20 protein-coding genes are annotated in these 15,111 nt (G+C 58.9%); 11 read left to right on the top strand and 9 right to left on the bottom strand.

From position 1 onward, the window contains the following. Window position 1: 1 nt before the first annotated feature. The 4 genes from ACR0IR_RS08270 to ACR0IR_RS08255 all read right to left on the bottom strand — a co-directional run bounded on the left by ACR0IR_RS08270 (window position 2) and on the right by ACR0IR_RS08255 (window position 1,121). A complete protein-coding gene (locus ACR0IR_RS08270) occupies window positions 2-259 on the bottom strand; it encodes a hypothetical protein (protein WP_170363169.1) in 258 nt (85 codons plus the stop codon). A gap of 70 nt (window positions 260-329) precedes the next feature. Continuing rightward, the gene (locus ACR0IR_RS08265; RefSeq protein ID WP_170363170.1) at window positions 330-572 is read right to left on the bottom strand and encodes a hypothetical protein; all 243 of its coding nucleotides are present in this window, start codon (window positions 570-572) and stop codon (window positions 330-332) included. Between the two features lies 1 nt (window position 573). Continuing rightward, a complete protein-coding gene (locus ACR0IR_RS08260; protein WP_170363171.1) occupies window positions 574-900 on the bottom strand; it encodes a hypothetical protein in 327 nt (108 codons plus the stop codon). A 32-nt stretch (window positions 901-932) separates the two neighbouring features. Continuing rightward, window positions 933-1,121, bottom strand: coding sequence for a helix-turn-helix transcriptional regulator (locus ACR0IR_RS08255; protein WP_170363172.1), 189 nt, complete (start codon window positions 1,119-1,121; stop codon window positions 933-935). Between the two features lie 212 nt (window positions 1,122-1,333). Here ACR0IR_RS08255 and ACR0IR_RS08250 point away from each other — a divergent pair, with 212 nt between their 5' ends. Continuing rightward, window positions 1,334-1,633: a DUF4156 domain-containing protein gene (locus tag ACR0IR_RS08250; protein ID WP_170363173.1), complete on the top strand. Its 300-nt coding sequence runs from the start codon at window positions 1,334-1,336 to the stop codon at window positions 1,631-1,633. Window positions 1,634-1,657: 24 nt separating this feature from the next. Further along, entirely contained in the window at window positions 1,658-2,425 is a 768-nt protein-coding gene (locus tag ACR0IR_RS08245; protein WP_170363858.1) for a nuclease-related domain-containing protein, read from the top strand. A 23-nt stretch (window positions 2,426-2,448) separates the two neighbouring features. Here the strand turns inward: ACR0IR_RS08245 and ACR0IR_RS08240 are convergent, their stop codons facing one another. Both ACR0IR_RS08240 and ACR0IR_RS08235 read right to left on the bottom strand, forming a co-directional pair. Next, window positions 2,449-3,360, bottom strand: a complete 912-nt coding sequence (locus ACR0IR_RS08240) for a hypothetical protein (RefSeq protein WP_170363174.1) — start codon at window positions 3,358-3,360, stop codon at window positions 2,449-2,451. After that, on the bottom strand, window positions 3,357-4,535 hold the full coding sequence (locus ACR0IR_RS08235; RefSeq protein WP_170363175.1) for a tyrosine-type recombinase/integrase: 1,179 nt from the start codon (window positions 4,533-4,535) through the stop codon (window positions 3,357-3,359). Before ACR0IR_RS08235 ends, ACR0IR_RS08240 begins: the two co-directional genes overlap by 4 nt. Window positions 4,536-4,840: 305 nt before the next feature. Between ACR0IR_RS08235 and ACR0IR_RS08230 the strand changes: the two genes are divergently transcribed. From ACR0IR_RS08230 to ACR0IR_RS08190, 9 genes are all read left to right on the top strand, one after another. Further along, complete coding sequence (locus ACR0IR_RS08230) at window positions 4,841-5,686, top strand: arsenate reductase/protein-tyrosine-phosphatase family protein (protein WP_480779051.1); 846 nt, start codon at window positions 4,841-4,843, stop codon at window positions 5,684-5,686. Beyond that, window positions 5,683-6,681 (top strand): ArsJ-associated glyceraldehyde-3-phosphate dehydrogenase, encoded by a 999-nt coding sequence (locus ACR0IR_RS08225; RefSeq protein WP_480779050.1) that lies wholly within the window; start codon window positions 5,683-5,685, stop codon window positions 6,679-6,681. Before ACR0IR_RS08230 ends, ACR0IR_RS08225 begins: the two co-directional genes overlap by 4 nt. Before the next feature lie 38 nt (window positions 6,682-6,719). Continuing rightward, a complete protein-coding gene (gene arsJ / locus ACR0IR_RS08220) occupies window positions 6,720-7,955 on the top strand; it encodes an organoarsenical effux MFS transporter ArsJ (RefSeq protein ID WP_480779106.1) in 1,236 nt (411 codons plus the stop codon). Beyond that, window positions 7,952-8,995, top strand: coding sequence for an ACR3 family arsenite efflux transporter (arsB, locus tag ACR0IR_RS08215; protein ID WP_170363178.1), 1,044 nt, complete (start codon window positions 7,952-7,954; stop codon window positions 8,993-8,995). Before arsJ ends, arsB begins: the two co-directional genes overlap by 4 nt. Window positions 8,996-9,103: 108 nt before the next feature. Next, window positions 9,104-10,141, top strand: a complete 1,038-nt coding sequence (gene dusA, locus ACR0IR_RS08210; protein WP_170363179.1) for a tRNA dihydrouridine(20/20a) synthase DusA — start codon at window positions 9,104-9,106, stop codon at window positions 10,139-10,141. A gap of 33 nt (window positions 10,142-10,174) precedes the next feature. Next, on the top strand, window positions 10,175-10,999 hold the full coding sequence (locus ACR0IR_RS08205; RefSeq protein WP_170363180.1) for a sulfite exporter TauE/SafE family protein: 825 nt from the start codon (window positions 10,175-10,177) through the stop codon (window positions 10,997-10,999). Then, window positions 10,993-11,778, top strand: a complete 786-nt coding sequence (locus tag ACR0IR_RS08200) for a hypothetical protein (protein WP_170363181.1) — start codon at window positions 10,993-10,995, stop codon at window positions 11,776-11,778. The genes ACR0IR_RS08205 and ACR0IR_RS08200 overlap by 7 nt, the downstream gene beginning before the upstream one ends. Window positions 11,779-11,811: 33 nt before the next feature. Next, window positions 11,812-12,540: a SpoIIAA family protein gene (locus ACR0IR_RS08195; protein WP_170363182.1), complete on the top strand. Its 729-nt coding sequence runs from the start codon at window positions 11,812-11,814 to the stop codon at window positions 12,538-12,540. A 352-nt stretch (window positions 12,541-12,892) separates the two neighbouring features. After that, complete coding sequence (locus ACR0IR_RS08190) at window positions 12,893-13,111, top strand: hypothetical protein (protein WP_170370704.1); 219 nt, start codon at window positions 12,893-12,895, stop codon at window positions 13,109-13,111. Window positions 13,112-13,114: 3 nt separating this feature from the next. Here ACR0IR_RS08190 and ACR0IR_RS08185 read toward each other — a convergent pair whose 3' ends face one another. Genes ACR0IR_RS08185 through ccmI form a run of 3 tightly spaced genes read right to left on the bottom strand, consistent with a single transcriptional unit; the run spans window position 13,115 to window position 15,057 of the window. Then, complete coding sequence (locus tag ACR0IR_RS08185) at window positions 13,115-13,348, bottom strand: DUF1289 domain-containing protein (protein WP_170337967.1); 234 nt, start codon at window positions 13,346-13,348, stop codon at window positions 13,115-13,117. Between the two features lie 18 nt (window positions 13,349-13,366). Then, a complete protein-coding gene (gene ruvX, locus ACR0IR_RS08180) occupies window positions 13,367-13,831 on the bottom strand; it encodes a Holliday junction resolvase RuvX (RefSeq protein ID WP_170358658.1) in 465 nt (154 codons plus the stop codon). Then, window positions 13,828-15,057 carry a c-type cytochrome biogenesis protein CcmI gene (ccmI, locus tag ACR0IR_RS08175; protein ID WP_480779049.1) on the bottom strand — a complete coding sequence of 410 codons (1,230 nt, stop codon included), beginning with the start codon at window positions 15,055-15,057 and terminating at the stop codon, window positions 13,828-13,830. Before ccmI ends, ruvX begins: the two co-directional genes overlap by 4 nt. Window positions 15,058-15,111: the final 54 nt, after the last annotated feature.

The raw sequence follows: 15,111 nt of genomic DNA, 5'->3' as shown, positions 1-15,111 counted from the left end.
TTCAGCGGGCGACTTGGCCTGCCGCTGAAACCTGTCTCAGATGGTGCAAAAAGACATTCCCGGCAGAGTGGGCAAGGACCAGTTTCTCTCCAAACTCTAAATGCATCTCTGCGGGGAATGCATCTTCCGGGTTATCAAGGTCGCCTTGGATCGTTTCGCGCAGGCCGTCGAGACGAACGAGGTATTCCGCTAGTAGCGTTTGGAGCGCGTGGTTTTTCTGCTCGGTTTCAGCAGGATCATAAGGCATGTTTTTAGGCATGGGTTTTCCATTCAAGTTGGGTTGATCTGACAGGTAGGGTTCGGGCGGAATTGCACCCGGGTTCAATAACTCAGGGGCTTTCGTCCAATTCTTCGAACGCGAATTTGCACTCGTAATTCTCTTCCACCTCGCCTGTGCTGAATGTGGTTTGGACCGGATCAACAGCGTATTGTTCGAGGTGGTGCTTGGTTTCTGCGGAGATGGTCACAGCAACACCATGCTTGAACACGATAAAGTCTCCCTGTGCCCCGTCCGGCACGAATTTACTGTATTGCCGTCCACGCACTAACTTGGCTTTGAACTTAGGCTCCATCTTACATACCCCCTTCGTTAGTATTCGTGCCGCCGAACGCGCGGGTGATGTTGCCGGAACTGCTCTTGGACGCGGGCTTATCACCCAGTGAGATACCGAGACGGCTTTCGATGCTTTTCCTACGTTCGCTGCGCTGATCTCTTTGAGTACTTTTCTTTTCCCGCCCAGCGCGATCAGGGCTGACACCGAACGCCGCTGCCGCGTTGCGTTGGGCGGTGATCTTGGTTGTTTCAGGTTTGGGGTTTTCCGGTTTGTCACTTGCGCGACTTGCCAAGCCCCAATTGTGTTTCAGGGAACTGAACCCGGGTGCATCTTTTTTTGATGACATGATTATCTCCGATATTGTGGGTTGAAATTGAGTTAGCCGCGAGCATCCGCGAACGCTTGCATTGCGGCTGAAACTTCATCTTCGAGCCAGTAAGACCGCGATCCAATCTTGATCGGCCTCGGCCACCGGCCATCTTCGATCATCCGATGAAGCGTACTTTTGCTGAAAGGACAGACTTCAAGCACCTGATTGGTGCTGTAGAATTTTTTGTGAGTTTGCATGATACATCCTGTGAACCGTTGGTGTGTCTGGGTTCAGAGGTATCAGGATGGTTCCACCCAAGATGCGCGAAAAAAAAGTTTTTGTTGAACCCTAGAAGATTGACTTTGCACCTCGTGGCTAGACCAGCACACTAGAATTTTTTCGGGTGGGCATCGCTTCAATGTTCACGATGAACATGCTTCCTATCAGTTTGAGATATTAGGAGGTTAAAATGCGTGGATTTGGGGTAATTGCTTGCTTCGTGTGGGTAGCGGCTTGCAGCACTGAACTTACTTCACAAGGCCAGCAAGTTAGGCAGCTTTCACCCGAAACCGTTCAAAACTGCCAGTTCTTGGGTCCGGTCAGTGGGACAGAGCTTTTCGGGTTGGATACAACCATGGACGCGCGTAGTGCACAAAATAAGATGCGCAACGCCGTCGGAGCTCTGGGTGGAAACGCGTTTGTTCTAACGCAGACTTCAACTAGCGATGATGGGACATTCGTTTCTGGTGACGCATACAAGTGTCCGTAGACTGGACCGCGGTGGCCAAGGCAGATGAACTACAACACCCTAAACGACATAGCGTATTTGGGATTTTTATGCCTCATTTTGCTGGGGCTTTGGTTCTTTCGTTCTGCGTGGTTCAAAGGTGCATCGGGTGAGTTCTGGGTTAGGTCCGCACTTCGATCTCGTCTAGGCGCGGCTGACTACACATTACTCAACGATCTGACGCTACCGGTTCGGGGTGGCACCACTCAAATTGATCATGTCGTTGTTTCTATACATGGCATCTTCGTTGTCGAAACAAAGAATATGTCTGGTTGGATTTTCGGCAGCGCCGACCAAAGAACGTGGACACAAACCTTTCGCCGAAAGAAGTTTAAGATGCAAAACCCAACGCATCAGAATTTTAAACACGTGAAAGCTGTTCAGGAACTTTTAGGCGTACCTCAGCGCAAGATACATAACGTTGTCGCTTTCGTTGGTTCGGCGCGCGCGCGAACGCCGATGCCTTCGAACGTCGTATGGAGTGTCCGTGAACTAGTAAGATACATAAAGAGCTTCGACCAATTACTGTTTAGCGAGGACGAAGTCCCGGCGCTGGTGAAAAAGCTTTCAGATGGTGCTGTCGAAACCAACCGCAAGACCCGCCGGGATCATGTGAATCATGTTCAGTCGTTATCCGGGCAGCAAGGAACAATGTTGGCTAAATGCCCAAGATGTGGATCAGCGATGGCGAAGCGCACAAACCGCAAATCTGGTAGTCAATTTCTCGGGTGTTCGAATTATCCAAAATGCAAAGGCACTAGAAGGATACAATAGATCAGTCATATTTGATCAGGAAGTCACTCGAAAACACGTTGGTCGAACGCGCTTTTGTAATTCCTTACAACATGGTTATCTGCTGAACCCCTTTCACGTTCGGGGTCGTCGCCTTCCCAAACTCCAAGACGCTCTCGTATCCACTTGTCGGTTGGCTGACACGCGTTTGGAGGCGGGTTGAGTAGCCATTCAGCACGCAGCCTATCCAGTTGCCGTCGGAATGCATGATCGTAAGCTTTAGTCGGTGGGGCATACATGTCTCGCTCCCGATCTCCCACCATCTTTGTCCCGACAACATACCGGATTTCCGGTTCACATGCCGCTGCAATTCTAGAGGCTGATTTACCGAATAGATAAAGGTTACTATGCAGTACGGGTTTTAGAATTGTAGCTACAATGCTGTTTGGATTTGACGGCATCCACCGAACTGCCCAGCGCTCATTGACGAATGGAAACAATTGATCGGCGATTATACCGGCTTTGTAATACTTGAGGGCGTCACTGTATGTTCTGAGTGCAATGGGTTGCCTCCCCGGATGCCGCCGCGATCTAAGAGCTTGGTCCAGACCCAGCGTACCTCTTTCGCCGCAGCGGATGTAGCGATCTTTTCGCAACAAAGAACCCCAATAAACGTCCCTGTTAGGCGAGTTGTTTCGTCCGTTCGGCCATAGCAGGTCTTCCATGCAATAAAACAGCACGCCGCGCTGTATGGTTTCTATAAAGCTGATCGCAGTTCGACCTTGTTCATCCGCAGGCCAATCTCTTGGCTGGGTGCCTCCTAGTGCTAAGTCCCTAAAATTCTTGACCGGTTTTAGTGCACTCTTCTCTTCGGATAAGGCACCCCTTTCTTCTAAGAATACACCACTAATCGTCTGTCTGAGTTGATCTTCGACTTCGCGGAGCTTGCGGTAGTCGAATAGTTGTTCTTTGGTCATTGCGCCACCAGTTTAACAATGTCCGCTCTCAGTCCGGTCACATGCTGCGCCCAGCGCTCCATAAGAACACGGCGTTGTTCAAGGAAGTCCGTTCTGCGGTAGGTGCGTTCCACCTTGCTACCGGTCTCGTGGGCAAGCGCCATTTCAGCGACTTCGCGGGGCGTGTCTGTAGCCTCTGCGCACCATGTCCGGAAACTGGACCGGAACCCGTGGGGCCGTGCCTCTAATTCCTGACGCTCCATTAGGCGGGACATAGTGGCGTCGGAGATGACCCCCTTTTTGACATTGGGAAACAAGTAGCCTTCCTTTTCGAACGCCGTTGCTTGCTCAATGATGCGCTGGGCTTCCTTCGAAAGGGGCACATGAAACTCTTTGCCGGTCTTCATCTTATCTGCCGGTATTATCCAAGTGCCGTCGTGCAGTTCGTCCAGATGAATGAACCGTAGCGGCTTGGACCGTACCGCAGTGAGGATTAGTAACCGAAATGCGAGATGTGTGACCGATCCGTCATCAAGGCTTTCATAGAATGCAGGAACTTCTCCCCATGGCATCGACGGTATGTGCTTGCGCACTTGCCGGGATTTACCAAGCAGGGCTTTCGCCTTCATCGTAGCTTGCAGGTCCACATCAAGCCCCATGGCTGCACCGTGCCGGAAAACGATGCCCAAACGGTCCATCGCTTTCTTCGCGGTCTCACCTTTGGAATGCCAGATAGGAGCGAGGGTGTTTTTTATGTCCTGTTGATCAATCTCTTCAATCGGCACATTGCCAAGTTTGGGGAGGACGTGAAGCCGAAGCGGTGAGAACCAGCGCCCAGCCTTGCCGTCGTCCTTTAATTCAGCCTGACGCGCCGCAAAGGCTTCCTTCGCCACTACCGTTAGTGTGTGGTCAGCTTTAGCGGCTTCCCGGCGCATCCGTTCCCGTTCTTTGATTGGGTCTTTTCCCTGACGGGCTACGGCTCTCCACTTCTCAGCCTCTTCGCGTGCCTCTTTCAGAGAGACGGCAGACAAAGCCCCTAAACCCATCTCTCGACGACGCCCGTGGACATGAACTCGAAGGAACCACTTGCCGCCATCACCGTCTTTTTTGTGCAACCAGAGGCCCCCGCCGTCCGAGTATTTGCCGGGTTGGGCATTCTTTACCTGCAATGATGATAGCTTGTTGATTGCTGGCATTGGTCCACCCTTTGGTCCACCTTCTACTGTGAGACACAGTGAACCATCCTGAAGCGAATGGAAACCACATATTTATGTTTTGCAGTGGGTTAGTCGAATTTTCGAGACAACCTGAAACGGTCAGAAATATGCGTGTTCAAGTCTTCAATGCATCTCGGCCGCACCATTTTCTTCAATATCAATTCACCCGTCGTTCCGTTTTGGGCGAGGGGCATCTTTTTGGCCAATCGTAAAATCTTGCCTGGGGTTTAAACGCGCCAAAAACGGGCACTTGATTTCGTCTATAATTCGAATATCCATGAATTATGGAAAAAGTGATTCCCGACCGCCTGTCCACCTTGGGTCATCCGTCTCGGCTGGCCGTTTTCCGGCTGTTGATGCGCCGGTATCCCGATCGCATACCCGCGACCGAGATTGCCATGGCGTTGGACCTCAAGCCGAATACGCTGTCCAACTACGTAAACGCGCTGATGCAGGCCGGCCTTGTGACGCAGGAAAGGGTCGGGACGTCCTTGCGCTACTCGGTGGCCATGGACGCCGTGCGGCAGACGTTCGATTACCTTCTGCTGGATTGCTGCCGTGGGCGTCCGGAACTCTGCGCGCCTAGTCCGCTCAACGGCGTTGACGTGCCAGCGGCCAAGGCCCCGCGTACCTACAACGTTTTGTTCATTTGCACCGGGAATTCCGCGCGCTCGATTTTCGCCGAAGCCCTGTTGAAGCAGCTTGGCGGCGAACGGTTCAACGTGTTTTCCGCCGGTACACGTCCGCGGTCCCAGTTGAACCCAGCGGCGCTTGACGTGCTGCGGCAGAATGGGCACGACATCTCGGACCTGCGCGCCAAGAATGTAGGCGAGTTCCAGGCCCCGGGCGCGCCGAAGTTCGATTTCGTGTTCACCGTATGCAATCAGGCTGCGAACGAAGATTGCCCCGCCTGGCCCGGGCAGCCGGTCAGCGCGCATTGGGGTATGCCCGATCCGGTGAAGGCTGAGGGGACAGAGGCCCAAAAAAGCCTTGCCTTCCAGCAGGCCTACAGCGCGTTGCGCAACCGGATCCTGACCTTTTCGTCGCTGCCGTTCGAAACCCTTGACCGCATGTCCCTTCAGAAGGCCGTGGATGACATCGGCCAGATCCATACCGGAGAAACCGCATGACCGTTTATGCTCTCAACGGCCTTGGCCGCATCGGCAAGCTGGCCTTGAAACCCCTGCTTGAGAAAGGGGCGCAGATCGCCTGGATCAATGATGCGGTTGGGGACCCCGCGATGCACGCGCATCTGCTGGAGTTCGACACCGTGCATGGCCGCTGGGCCGCCGATTTCAGTCATGATGAAAACTCGGTCACCATCGACGGCGTGCGGTTGCCCTTCATCGGAACCCGCAACCTGTCGGATCTGCCGCTTGAGGGCGTCGACGTCGTCATCGACTGCACCGGGGTCTTCAAGACCGATGCAAAGCTGGCCCTTTACTTTGACGCCGGTGTGAAAAAGGTGGTGGTCTCGGCTCCGGTCAAGGATGGCGATGCGGCCAATATCGTCTTTGGCGTGAACGAAGGCACCTATGACCCGGCCCGCCACCGCATCGTGACCGCGGCCAGTTGCACCACGAACTGCCTGGCCCCGGTGGTCAAGGTCATCCACGAGAGCCTGGGCATCCGGCACGGCTCGATCACCACGATTCATGACGTGACCAACACGCAGACGATCGTGGACCGTCCGGCCAAGGATCTGCGCCGTGCGCGCTCGGCGCTGAACTCGCTGATCCCCACGACCACCGGCAGCGCCACGGCGATCACCCTGATCTATCCCGAGTTGACGGGGCGGCTGAACGGGCATGCGGTGCGGGTGCCGCTGCTGAATGCCTCGCTGACCGATTGCGTGTTCGAGGTTGAACGTGAAACGACGGCCGAAGAGGTGAACGCCCTGTTCAAGGACGCGGCCGAGGGGCCTCTGGCCGGCATTCTGGGCTATGAGGAGCGTCCTCTGGTCTCGACCGACTATACCAATGACACCCGGTCCAGCATCGTGGATGCACCGTCGACCATGGTGGTGAACGGAACGCAGGTAAAGGTCTATGCTTGGTACGACAACGAGATGGGCTACGCGCACCGTCTGGTGGATGTCGCGATGATGGTCGGGGCATCGCTTTGACAAGCGCTTCCCAGCGTCCGGACGGGTTGTCGGCCTATATGGCCGTCACGGCTGCCTATTGGGCCTTCATGCTGACCGACGGCGCCCTGCGGATGCTGGTGCTGCTGCATTTTCACACGCTGGGCTTTTCACCGGTTCAGCTGGCCTATCTGTTCGTGCTGTACGAGATCGCCGGGATGGTCACCAATCTGGCCGCCGGGTGGATCGCCGCGCGGTTCGGGCTGACCGCGACCCTGTATGCGGGGCTGACGATACAGGTGCTGGCCTTGCTGGCGCTGGCGCAGTTGGATCCGGGCTGGGCCATCGGTGCGTCCGTCGCCTTCGTGATGGTCGTGCAGGGCGCCAGCGGGGTGGCCAAGGACCTGACCAAGATGTCATCGAAATCGGCGGTCAAGCTGTTGGCCCCCACCGAAGGCGGCGGGCTGTTCCGCTGGGTCGCGGTGCTGACCGGGTCGAAGAACGCGGTCAAGGGGCTGGGCTTCCTGCTGGGGGCGGCCTTGTTGGCCGGGTTCGGCTTCACGGGTGCCGTGCTGGGTATGGCGGGGGTTTTGTTCCTGATCCTGGTGGCCGTGCTGCTGGCGATGCCGCCGGGGCTGCCCAAGGGCCGCAAGGGCGCGAAGTTTTCCGAGGTCTTCTCAAAATCGGCCAATGTGAACTGGCTGTCCGCGGCGCGGGTCTTCCTGTTCGGGGCGCGCGACGTCTGGTTCGTCGTCGGTATCCCGATCTATTTCTACGCCGTGCTGTCGGATGGCAGCGAAGCGGGCAACCGCTCGGCCTTTTTTCTGATCGGCGGGTTCATGGCCTTGTGGATCATTCTGTACGGCATCGTTCAGGCTGCGGCCCCGCGCCTGCTGCGGGCAGGGTCGCGGGATGAGGCCGACCTGGTCGCGGCGGCGCGCAGTTGGGCCTGGGGGCTGGCCTGCGTGCCGGCCGTCCTGACGGTGGCCGCGCTGATGTCCTCTGGTCCGGCGCCCTGGCTGACGCTGACGCTGGTAGGTGGCCTGCTGGCCTTTGGCGCGGTCTTTGCGGTGAATTCCTCGCTGCATTCCTATCTGATCCTGGCCTTCACCCAGGCCGAACGGGTGACGATGGATGTGGGCTTCTACTACATGGCCAATGCGGGCGGGCGGCTGGTGGGCACGCTGCTGTCCGGCCTGACCTATCAATGGGGCGGGTTGCCCTTGATGCTCGGGACGGCGGCCGCCATGGTCGCGCTTTCCGCCTTGGCTGCGGGGCGCTTGCAGCCCCACACAACTTCGGAGATCTCTGCATGAGCGTATTTGAACGGTATCTGTCCCTGTGGATCGCGCTGGCAATGGCCGCCGGGATCGCCATCGGCTCATTCGCGCCGGGTTTGGTCCAGGCCATCGCGGCGACCGAGGTGGCCAATGTCAACCTGGTGGTGGCGGTGCTGATCTGGGCCATGGTCTATCCGATGATGGTGGGGGTGGACCCAAGCAGCCTGCGCGACGTGGTAAAACAGCCCAAGGGGCTGGCGATCACGCTGGTGGTCAACTGGCTGATCAAACCCTTTACCATGGCGGCGCTGGGCGTGCTGTTCTTCGAATACGTCTTCGCCGACCTGATCGCGCCCGCCGATGCCCAGCAATATATCGCGGGGCTGATCCTGCTGGGTGCGGCGCCCTGCACGGCAATGGTGTTCGTCTGGTCGCATCTGACCAAGGGGGACGAGAACTATACCCTGCTGCAGGTGTCGGTGAATGACATCGTCATGGTCTTTGCCTTCGCCCCGATCGTGGCCTTCCTGCTGGGTGTGACCGACATTTCGGTTCCGTGGCAGACGCTGGTCCTGTCGGTTGTCCTGTTCGTGGCGCTGCCCCTGGCGGCAGGTGTCTGGACGCGCAACCGGCTGGGCTCGGCCGAGCGGATCGAGGCGTTCCGCGACCGGATCAAACCATGGGGCGTTGTTGGCCTGATCGCGACCGTCGTCATCCTGTTCGGCCTGCAGGGGCAGGTGATCCTGGACCGCCCGATGGTTATAGCGCTGATCGCCGTGCCGATCCTGATCCAGTCCTACGGGATCTTTGCGGTGGCTTATGCGGCAGCTTTTGCCCTGCGCGTACCTCACCGGATCGCAGCGCCCTGCGCACTGATCGGCACGTCGAACTTCTTTGAACTGGCGGTGGCCGTCGCCATCAGCCTGTTCGGCCTGAATTCGGGGGCGGCTCTGGCCACGGTGGCGGGTGTTCTGGTCGAGGTGCCGGTGATGCTGTCGCTGGTGGCTTTCGCCAACCGGACGCGCGGCAGTTTTGCCGAGCGCTCGGAACAATCTCCAAAGGACGTCCGGGCCTAGCAATCCGACGGTGGAATTCCGGCGTCAAACAGTGGTAGACGCCTAGCGCGGACCCGGCTTGGCCGGGCGCCGCACTTTTGTCTGGGCCACAAGAAGGAACGTGCACTGATGGCGGGGTCTCAATCTCGGGCACTTGCTGATCGCAGCGAAGCCACTCGCGCTGCGCGCTTGTCGGTTGCGCCGATGATGGATTGGACCGATCGGCACTGTCGGTATCTGCACCGTTTGCTCAGTGCTGAAACGCTTTTGTACACGGAAATGGTGACGGCCCCTGCTCTGGTACGGGGTGGCGCGCTGCATCTTCTGGACCATAACCCCGAGGAACATCCCGTTGCTCTGCAATTGGGTGGTTCTGACCCGCGGGAGCTGGCTCAGGCGGCCGCATTGGGGGCTGAGGCCGGATATGACGAAATCAACCTGAACTGCGGCTGCCCGTCGGATCGGGTTCAATCAGGAACGTTTGGGGCCGTCTTGATGAAAGAGGCGGGCCGGGTCGCCGATTGCGTGGCCGCCATGCGGGAAGCTGTTGATGTCGATGTCACGGTCAAATGTCGGATCGGCGTGGATGACCAAAACCCCGAGGCCGTATTGCCCGATTTTCTGGATCGGATTCGTGCCGCCGGCTGTCGGCGCGTGACGATACACGCCCGCAAAGCGTGGCTTCAGGGGCTTAGCCCCAAAGAAAACAGGGACATACCGCCGCTGGACTACGATCTGGTTCACCGGATGAAGGCCGGTTTTCGGGATCTCCACATCTCGATCAACGGAGGCATCACGACACTGGCCGAAGCCCAGGTGCATCTGGACGCCGGACTGGACGGAGTGATGATCGGCCGGGCTGCTTATCATCAGCCAACCGATATTCTGGCCGATGCCGACCCGCTGATCTACGGGTCGGGGCAAAAGGCGGATCCGGTTGAAGTCGTGATGAAAATGCTGCCCTATATCGATCGGCATCTTGCCAGCGGGGGGCGGTTGCACCAGATCACCCGACATATGCTGGGATTGTTCGCAGGACGCCCGGGCGCTCGTGGTTGGAGGCGCGCTTTGTCCGAAGGCGCGGTCAAAGACCATGCCGGACCCGAGGTGGTTCTGGACGCGCTGTCCCGCGTGGCACCGGATGCCAAGGCGGCGCAGGTAGTTTAAGACGGCCCGAGGGCCGGGGACCAAGGGGGACGGATGCCCGATACGATGTTGCTGGCCCAGATGCTGGGTCTTTTGCTTGTGATCGGCGCGCTGGCCGGTGTTTTGGCTGGCCTTTTGGGAGTCGGTGGCGGGATCGTTCTTGTGCCGGCCTTCTTCTACGCTTTTCAAACGCTGGGATATGGTGGTCCGCAGCTGATGCAGCTGTGTCTTGCGACGTCACTTGCCACGATCATCGTGACTTCGGTTCGTTCGGTGCTGAGTCACAACAAGAAAGGCGCCGTCGATTGGGATATTCTACGCGGTTGGGGTCCGGGTATCGCAGTCGGTGCGATTGTTGGCGTGCTGGTCGCCTCGGCCCTGCGCACGGAAGCGTTGCAGGCGCTGTTCGGTATCCTTGGAATGGTGATTGGCGCTTATCTGGGACTTGGCAAGTCCGAATGGCGATTGGGTGATGCCATGCCCGGCGGGCTGAAGCGGTTGGTGATTTCGCCGTTGGTCGGGTTTCTGTCGGTGCTGATGGGAATTGGCGGCGGCAGCTTTGGGGTGCCTCTGATGAGCCTCTACAACACACCGATCCATCGGGCCGTTGCGACGGCCGCGGGGTTTGGCGTGATCATCGCCGTACCCTCGGTACTGGGCTTTCTGTTTCTGCCGATCGCAGCTGAACACCGTCCGCCGCTGACAATCGGCGCCGTCAATCTTGTGGCCTTTGGTGTGGTTGTTGCGATGACGATGATCACCGCGCCCTGGGGGGTGAAACTGGCCCATGCGATGGACCCCAAGCCGCTCAAACGGGTGTTTGCCGTGTTCCTCACGCTGGTGGCCCTGAATATGCTGAGCAAGGCAGTAGGGTGGTAAGGCATTTCTGGTCGCGGAGTTGGGAAGTATTCCCCTACGACCAGCCCATAGCAGACTGGGTGGCCCACGCCCTACCACTGGCGCAGCAGGCCGCCAGTGACCCAGCCCACCGGCAGTGGTTGGATTGCGAAGGCACCTGGTTCATCGGCGTCGATGCTCTGCCCAATGACGGGGCAGGGCGTGTCGTCGCCTCAGCTCCGTTGAGCGGGCAGGCTGTCGCGTTTCTGGTTGAACACTATGGTTCGATCGAATTGCACAAGGGGCAGGTCTCGGTCGTCTATCCCGGCTATCCGCGCCCGCGCAGGGGCGAGAACGAGGCGGCGGCCCGATACCGGGCCAAGCGCGACGCGGCGCATGTGGATGGCCTGAAACCCGGCGGCCCGGACCGTCGGCGCAAGATCGACGAACCTCACGCATGGGTCCTGGGTATCCCACTGACACAGGCGAGCGCAGATGCTGCGCCTCTGGTCGTTTGGGATGGCAGCCACAGGATCATGGGCGCGGCATTCCGGGCTGCGTTGGCCGGTGTTCCTCGCGCTCAGTGGGCGCAGACCGATATCACCGAGGCCTATCAGGCTGCTCGTCGCGAAGTGTTCGAAACCTGCCCGCGTATCGAAGTGTCGGCTTCGCCCGGCGAAACCTACGTGTTGCATCGCCATTGCCTGCATGGGGTCGCGCCTTGGGGGGCAGGGGCAACGGCGGGGCCGGACGGACGGATGATTGCCTATTTCCGGCCCGAGCTGCCGGGCGGTGTGGCCGAATGGATCGAATCCCCGTAACCTTCTGCCATTCTTTGGCTTTGGAGGCTCAAAATGATTACGGTCCACAAGAATTCCGACGGTGCATTGATCGAAATCGAATTGTCCGGCGAAGTTACAAGCGCCGATTACACAAACACTCTGGTTCCCGCAATCGAGGCTGCGCTGGCGGAACATGACGCCGTCCGCCTGCTGGTTATCGTCGGCCCCGAGTTCAAAGGCTATGATCTGGGCGCTGCTTGGGAAGATACCAAGCTGGGCCTAAGCCATTGGCGCGGGTTCGATCGCGCCGCGGTCGTCGCAGACAAGGGCTGGGTCCAGACCAGCGTGCGCCTGGCTGCGCCGCTGATGCCCTGTCCGGTGCAGGTGTTCGAGCTGGCCGAGCTGGAAGAAGCGCGCCGCTGGATCCGTGAATCCCTGGGCGCGATCCACATTGTGGATTTGGGCGGGCCATGCGTGCAGGTCAGCCTTATGGGTAAGCTGGACCCCGAAGAATACGAAAAGGCCGAAGCCGATTTGGATGCCATCCTGGGTGACAGGGATGCGTTCCGGTTGCTGATCGATCTGAGGGAGTTCGATGGCTGGCAAGGGCTGACCGCTCTGGCCGCGCATTTCCGTCTGGCCCGCGGTCACGTGGGAATGCTGGATCGGGCAGCCATCGTCGGCGACAAGGCATGGCAGAACATCGCGCAGCGCGTGGGTGGCCACATTCTGGGTACACGTACCCAGTTTTTTCCGTCCGAAGAGATTGAAAACGCCAAAGCGTGGCTGGCTGCCGGATGACGGTGGCGCGCGGCCCGAATGATTGGGCCGCGCTGCGCGTCCGGGGGTAAATCCTGGATTGACACCTGACGCTGTCGCGGGCCGGTCCAACTTGTTACGTCACGTCCTTTTCGCCCAGCCGCGGGGCGCGAAAGCATTGTAACTGTTGAGTCTCTCCGGCTAATTTGTCTAATTGGTAAAAAAATTGAAGCGCGACGGCAGGTTTTCCCCCTTTCTCAAAAGCCTGACTCCGGTATGCGCAAATCGTCGCTGCGGGCCGCCACTCACTCACGCATAGTCATACGGCTCGATCCCCCTTTTCCCGAGCTCTCGACCGGCCCGCAGCGACGCAGATTTATTCAGGAAGGCTCGTATGCGGCTGATCAAGTTTTTGAAAAGAAAATCCATGACCAGTGCGGCTGTCGAAGTTGATTTCCACGATTCTACTCTTCGACGCGCGCAGACCAGCAAGTCGGAAATCACCCGTTTGTTCCGCAGTGAATTGAAGGCCGGGAAACGGTCCGGTGTGAAGACATGCGCAGACTCTGCGAAAGATGAAGAAGACGGTCGGAAGACCGACAAAGCCCTTTGATTGTCAGGATTTGTCCAGACGGGCCGCGCGACCACCCCGTCTCTTGGCCAAGCGAGGCTTGCGGGCAGGCAGGTCATTCATGATTTCGGCGCGTTCCGAGCTGTCCATTTTCGACCAGCGCGTGATTTCGTCGATGGTGCGATAGCAGCCCGTACAGATACGCTCGGTCGGATGCACGACGCAGATCTGGACACAGGGGCTTTCGACCTCGTTCCTTTTCCAAATCATGTTCGTCATCGCCGGTCTCCGGGCTCGTTAAAGAAAGCGCAGCCTGTCCAGCGCTCCTTGCAGGATATAACCCGCCGCGACGTGGTCGATAACCTGTCCGCGACGTTTTCGTGTCGTATCCGCCTCTAAAAGTGCCTTTTCTGCCGCAACTGTGCTCAGACGCTCGTCCCAGAACCCGATCGGGATGTCGGTCAGTTGGGACAGGTTGCGGGCAAACGCGCGGGTCGATTGGCACCTTGGACCCTCGGATCCGTCCATATTCATGGGCAGGCCAAGAACGATCCCTCCGATCTCGCGGTCGGCAGCGATTTCCAGAAGGCGGGCAGAGTCTAGCTTGAATTTCTTGCGGCGCACGGTCTCAAGTGGGCTGGCTACGCCGCGCATGCGGTCGGAAACAGCCACGCCGATCGTCTTTTCGCCCAGGTCCAGACCCATCAGCGCCTGCAACGGGGGCAGTGCGGCTGCGAAATCCTCGAACACATCGTGGATCATTGCGACAGACCAGCCTGCTGCGCGGCCGAGTTGATCAGTTCAAGCGCGGTAGGGTCTTCGGCAAACTTGGTCGCGGCTTCATCGCGGATCGCGGCGGCCTGCTCGGTTTCTCCCAGCACCCCAAGCGCCGAGATCAGTCGAGCCCATTCCTGCGGAGAACCACCTTCGGTCGCCAGCCGGTCCGACAATCCGTCAACCATGCCGCGGATCATCTCTTGACGCTCCTCGGGAGTCATTTCCGCCGCTGCTTCCATATCCGACTGGCTGGGGCCCGGACCCGCCGGAGCAGCTGCGATTTCGGGCGCGTTGAACACGCCGGCGCGCCAGGCAAGTTCGTCGATCTGGGCGCGAATGGCGTTGGCCCAAGGCGCGCCCGGCGGCGAAGTGCGCAGCGTGTCCATCCAGACGCGATAAGCCTGGTCCGGCCGTCCGATCTGCAGCAGCATCTGTCCCCAGTAATAGCGCGCCGGTCCCGATTGCGGGTCGCGTTCCAGTGCCTGACGCAAGGCCGCTTCGGCTTCGGGCGAGACATAGCCCCCTGCCGCCAGGATCAGCATTTCTGCCAGGTTAGAATAGGCGTCCGCCGGGGCCTCATCCCCCATCAACTCGATTGCACGGCGCTGGGCTTCATAACCGGCCTGAAAATTGCCCGCGTTGGTTTCGTGCTGCGCCAATAGAATGTGACCCTTAAGATCGTCCGGTCGGTCGGCCACGGTCGTGCGCAGCTGGTTAAGAAGGTTGGCATAGCTGTCTTCAAGCTGAGGCGCTTCGACGGGCGGGGCCATCTGCTCGGCCTCTTCCTGGCCGGGTCTGTTCTCACGCAGTTCGGCGGCCATCTCCATGCGCGCTGAAAGCGGCTGATCAGGGTATCCGGCAGCGCCCAGTTGGCGGTACAAAGCAAACGCTCCGCCGATCAGAACCAGGGCAACGAACCCGATGGCGGCTAACCGAACAGTGGTCGACGGCCCGGTCGTCGCGTCACCGGTACGGATTTGCGCGTCGGCGGCCAGGATACGGCGCGAAATCTCGGTCCGAACCCGCTCGGCGTCGGCTTTGGCGATCACTCCGCGGGCCAGATCGCGATCAACGCTGGCCAGCTGTTCCTTGTAGACCCGCAAATCGTAGGCCGCCGGATGTTCCTGTCGCCGGCGGGTTCGGGTCAGGCCAAAGGCCAGGAATGCGGTGATCGACAGCGCAAAGAGCAGAAGCAGAACCCAGAATGTCATGATCTCTCCGGAATTGTTGCCCTCACTTAGACCTGCGCGCGCCCGGAAAAAAGG

The organism is Ruegeria sp. CF2 (assembly GCF_056537385.1).
Note: the sequence above shows the minus strand (reverse complement) of the source record. Positions and strands in the feature narration are given on the sequence as shown.

Excerpts from the sequence above, each read along its gene's own strand:
- ACR0IR_RS08185 (WP_170337967.1), bottom strand. The coding sequence starts at position 13,348 with ATGACGAACATGATTTGGAAAAGGAACGAGGTCGAAAGCCCCTGTGTC.
- ACR0IR_RS08270 (WP_170363169.1), bottom strand. The coding sequence starts at position 259 with ATGCCTAAAAACATGCCTTATGATCCTGCTGAAACCGAGCAGAAAAAC.
- ACR0IR_RS08235 (WP_170363175.1), bottom strand. The coding sequence starts at position 4,535 with ATGCCAGCAATCAACAAGCTATCATCATTGCAGGTAAAGAATGCCCAA.
- arsB (WP_170363178.1), top strand. The coding sequence starts at position 7,952 with ATGAGCGTATTTGAACGGTATCTGTCCCTGTGGATCGCGCTGGCAATG.
- dusA (WP_170363179.1), top strand. The coding sequence starts at position 9,104 with ATGGCGGGGTCTCAATCTCGGGCACTTGCTGATCGCAGCGAAGCCACT.
- ACR0IR_RS08265 (WP_170363170.1), bottom strand. The coding sequence starts at position 572 with ATGGAGCCTAAGTTCAAAGCCAAGTTAGTGCGTGGACGGCAATACAGT.
- ACR0IR_RS08255 (WP_170363172.1), bottom strand. The coding sequence starts at position 1,121 with ATGCAAACTCACAAAAAATTCTACAGCACCAATCAGGTGCTTGAAGTC.
- ACR0IR_RS08205 (WP_170363180.1), top strand. The coding sequence starts at position 10,175 with ATGCCCGATACGATGTTGCTGGCCCAGATGCTGGGTCTTTTGCTTGTG.
- ACR0IR_RS08245 (WP_170363858.1), top strand. The coding sequence starts at position 1,658 with ATGAACTACAACACCCTAAACGACATAGCGTATTTGGGATTTTTATGC.
- ccmI (WP_480779049.1), bottom strand. The coding sequence starts at position 15,057 with ATGACATTCTGGGTTCTGCTTCTGCTCTTTGCGCTGTCGATCACCGCA.
- ACR0IR_RS08250 (WP_170363173.1), top strand. The coding sequence starts at position 1,334 with ATGCGTGGATTTGGGGTAATTGCTTGCTTCGTGTGGGTAGCGGCTTGC.
- ruvX (WP_170358658.1), bottom strand. The coding sequence starts at position 13,831 with ATGATCCACGATGTGTTCGAGGATTTCGCAGCCGCACTGCCCCCGTTG.
- ACR0IR_RS08195 (WP_170363182.1), top strand. The coding sequence starts at position 11,812 with ATGATTACGGTCCACAAGAATTCCGACGGTGCATTGATCGAAATCGAA.
- ACR0IR_RS08240 (WP_170363174.1), bottom strand. The coding sequence starts at position 3,360 with ATGACCAAAGAACAACTATTCGACTACCGCAAGCTCCGCGAAGTCGAA.
- ACR0IR_RS08260 (WP_170363171.1), bottom strand. The coding sequence starts at position 900 with ATGTCATCAAAAAAAGATGCACCCGGGTTCAGTTCCCTGAAACACAAT.
- ACR0IR_RS08225 (WP_480779050.1), top strand. The coding sequence starts at position 5,683 with ATGACCGTTTATGCTCTCAACGGCCTTGGCCGCATCGGCAAGCTGGCC.
- ACR0IR_RS08230 (WP_480779051.1), top strand. The coding sequence starts at position 4,841 with ATGGAAAAAGTGATTCCCGACCGCCTGTCCACCTTGGGTCATCCGTCT.
- arsJ (WP_480779106.1), top strand. The coding sequence starts at position 6,720 with ATGGCCGTCACGGCTGCCTATTGGGCCTTCATGCTGACCGACGGCGCC.
- ACR0IR_RS08190 (WP_170370704.1), top strand. The coding sequence starts at position 12,893 with ATGCGGCTGATCAAGTTTTTGAAAAGAAAATCCATGACCAGTGCGGCT.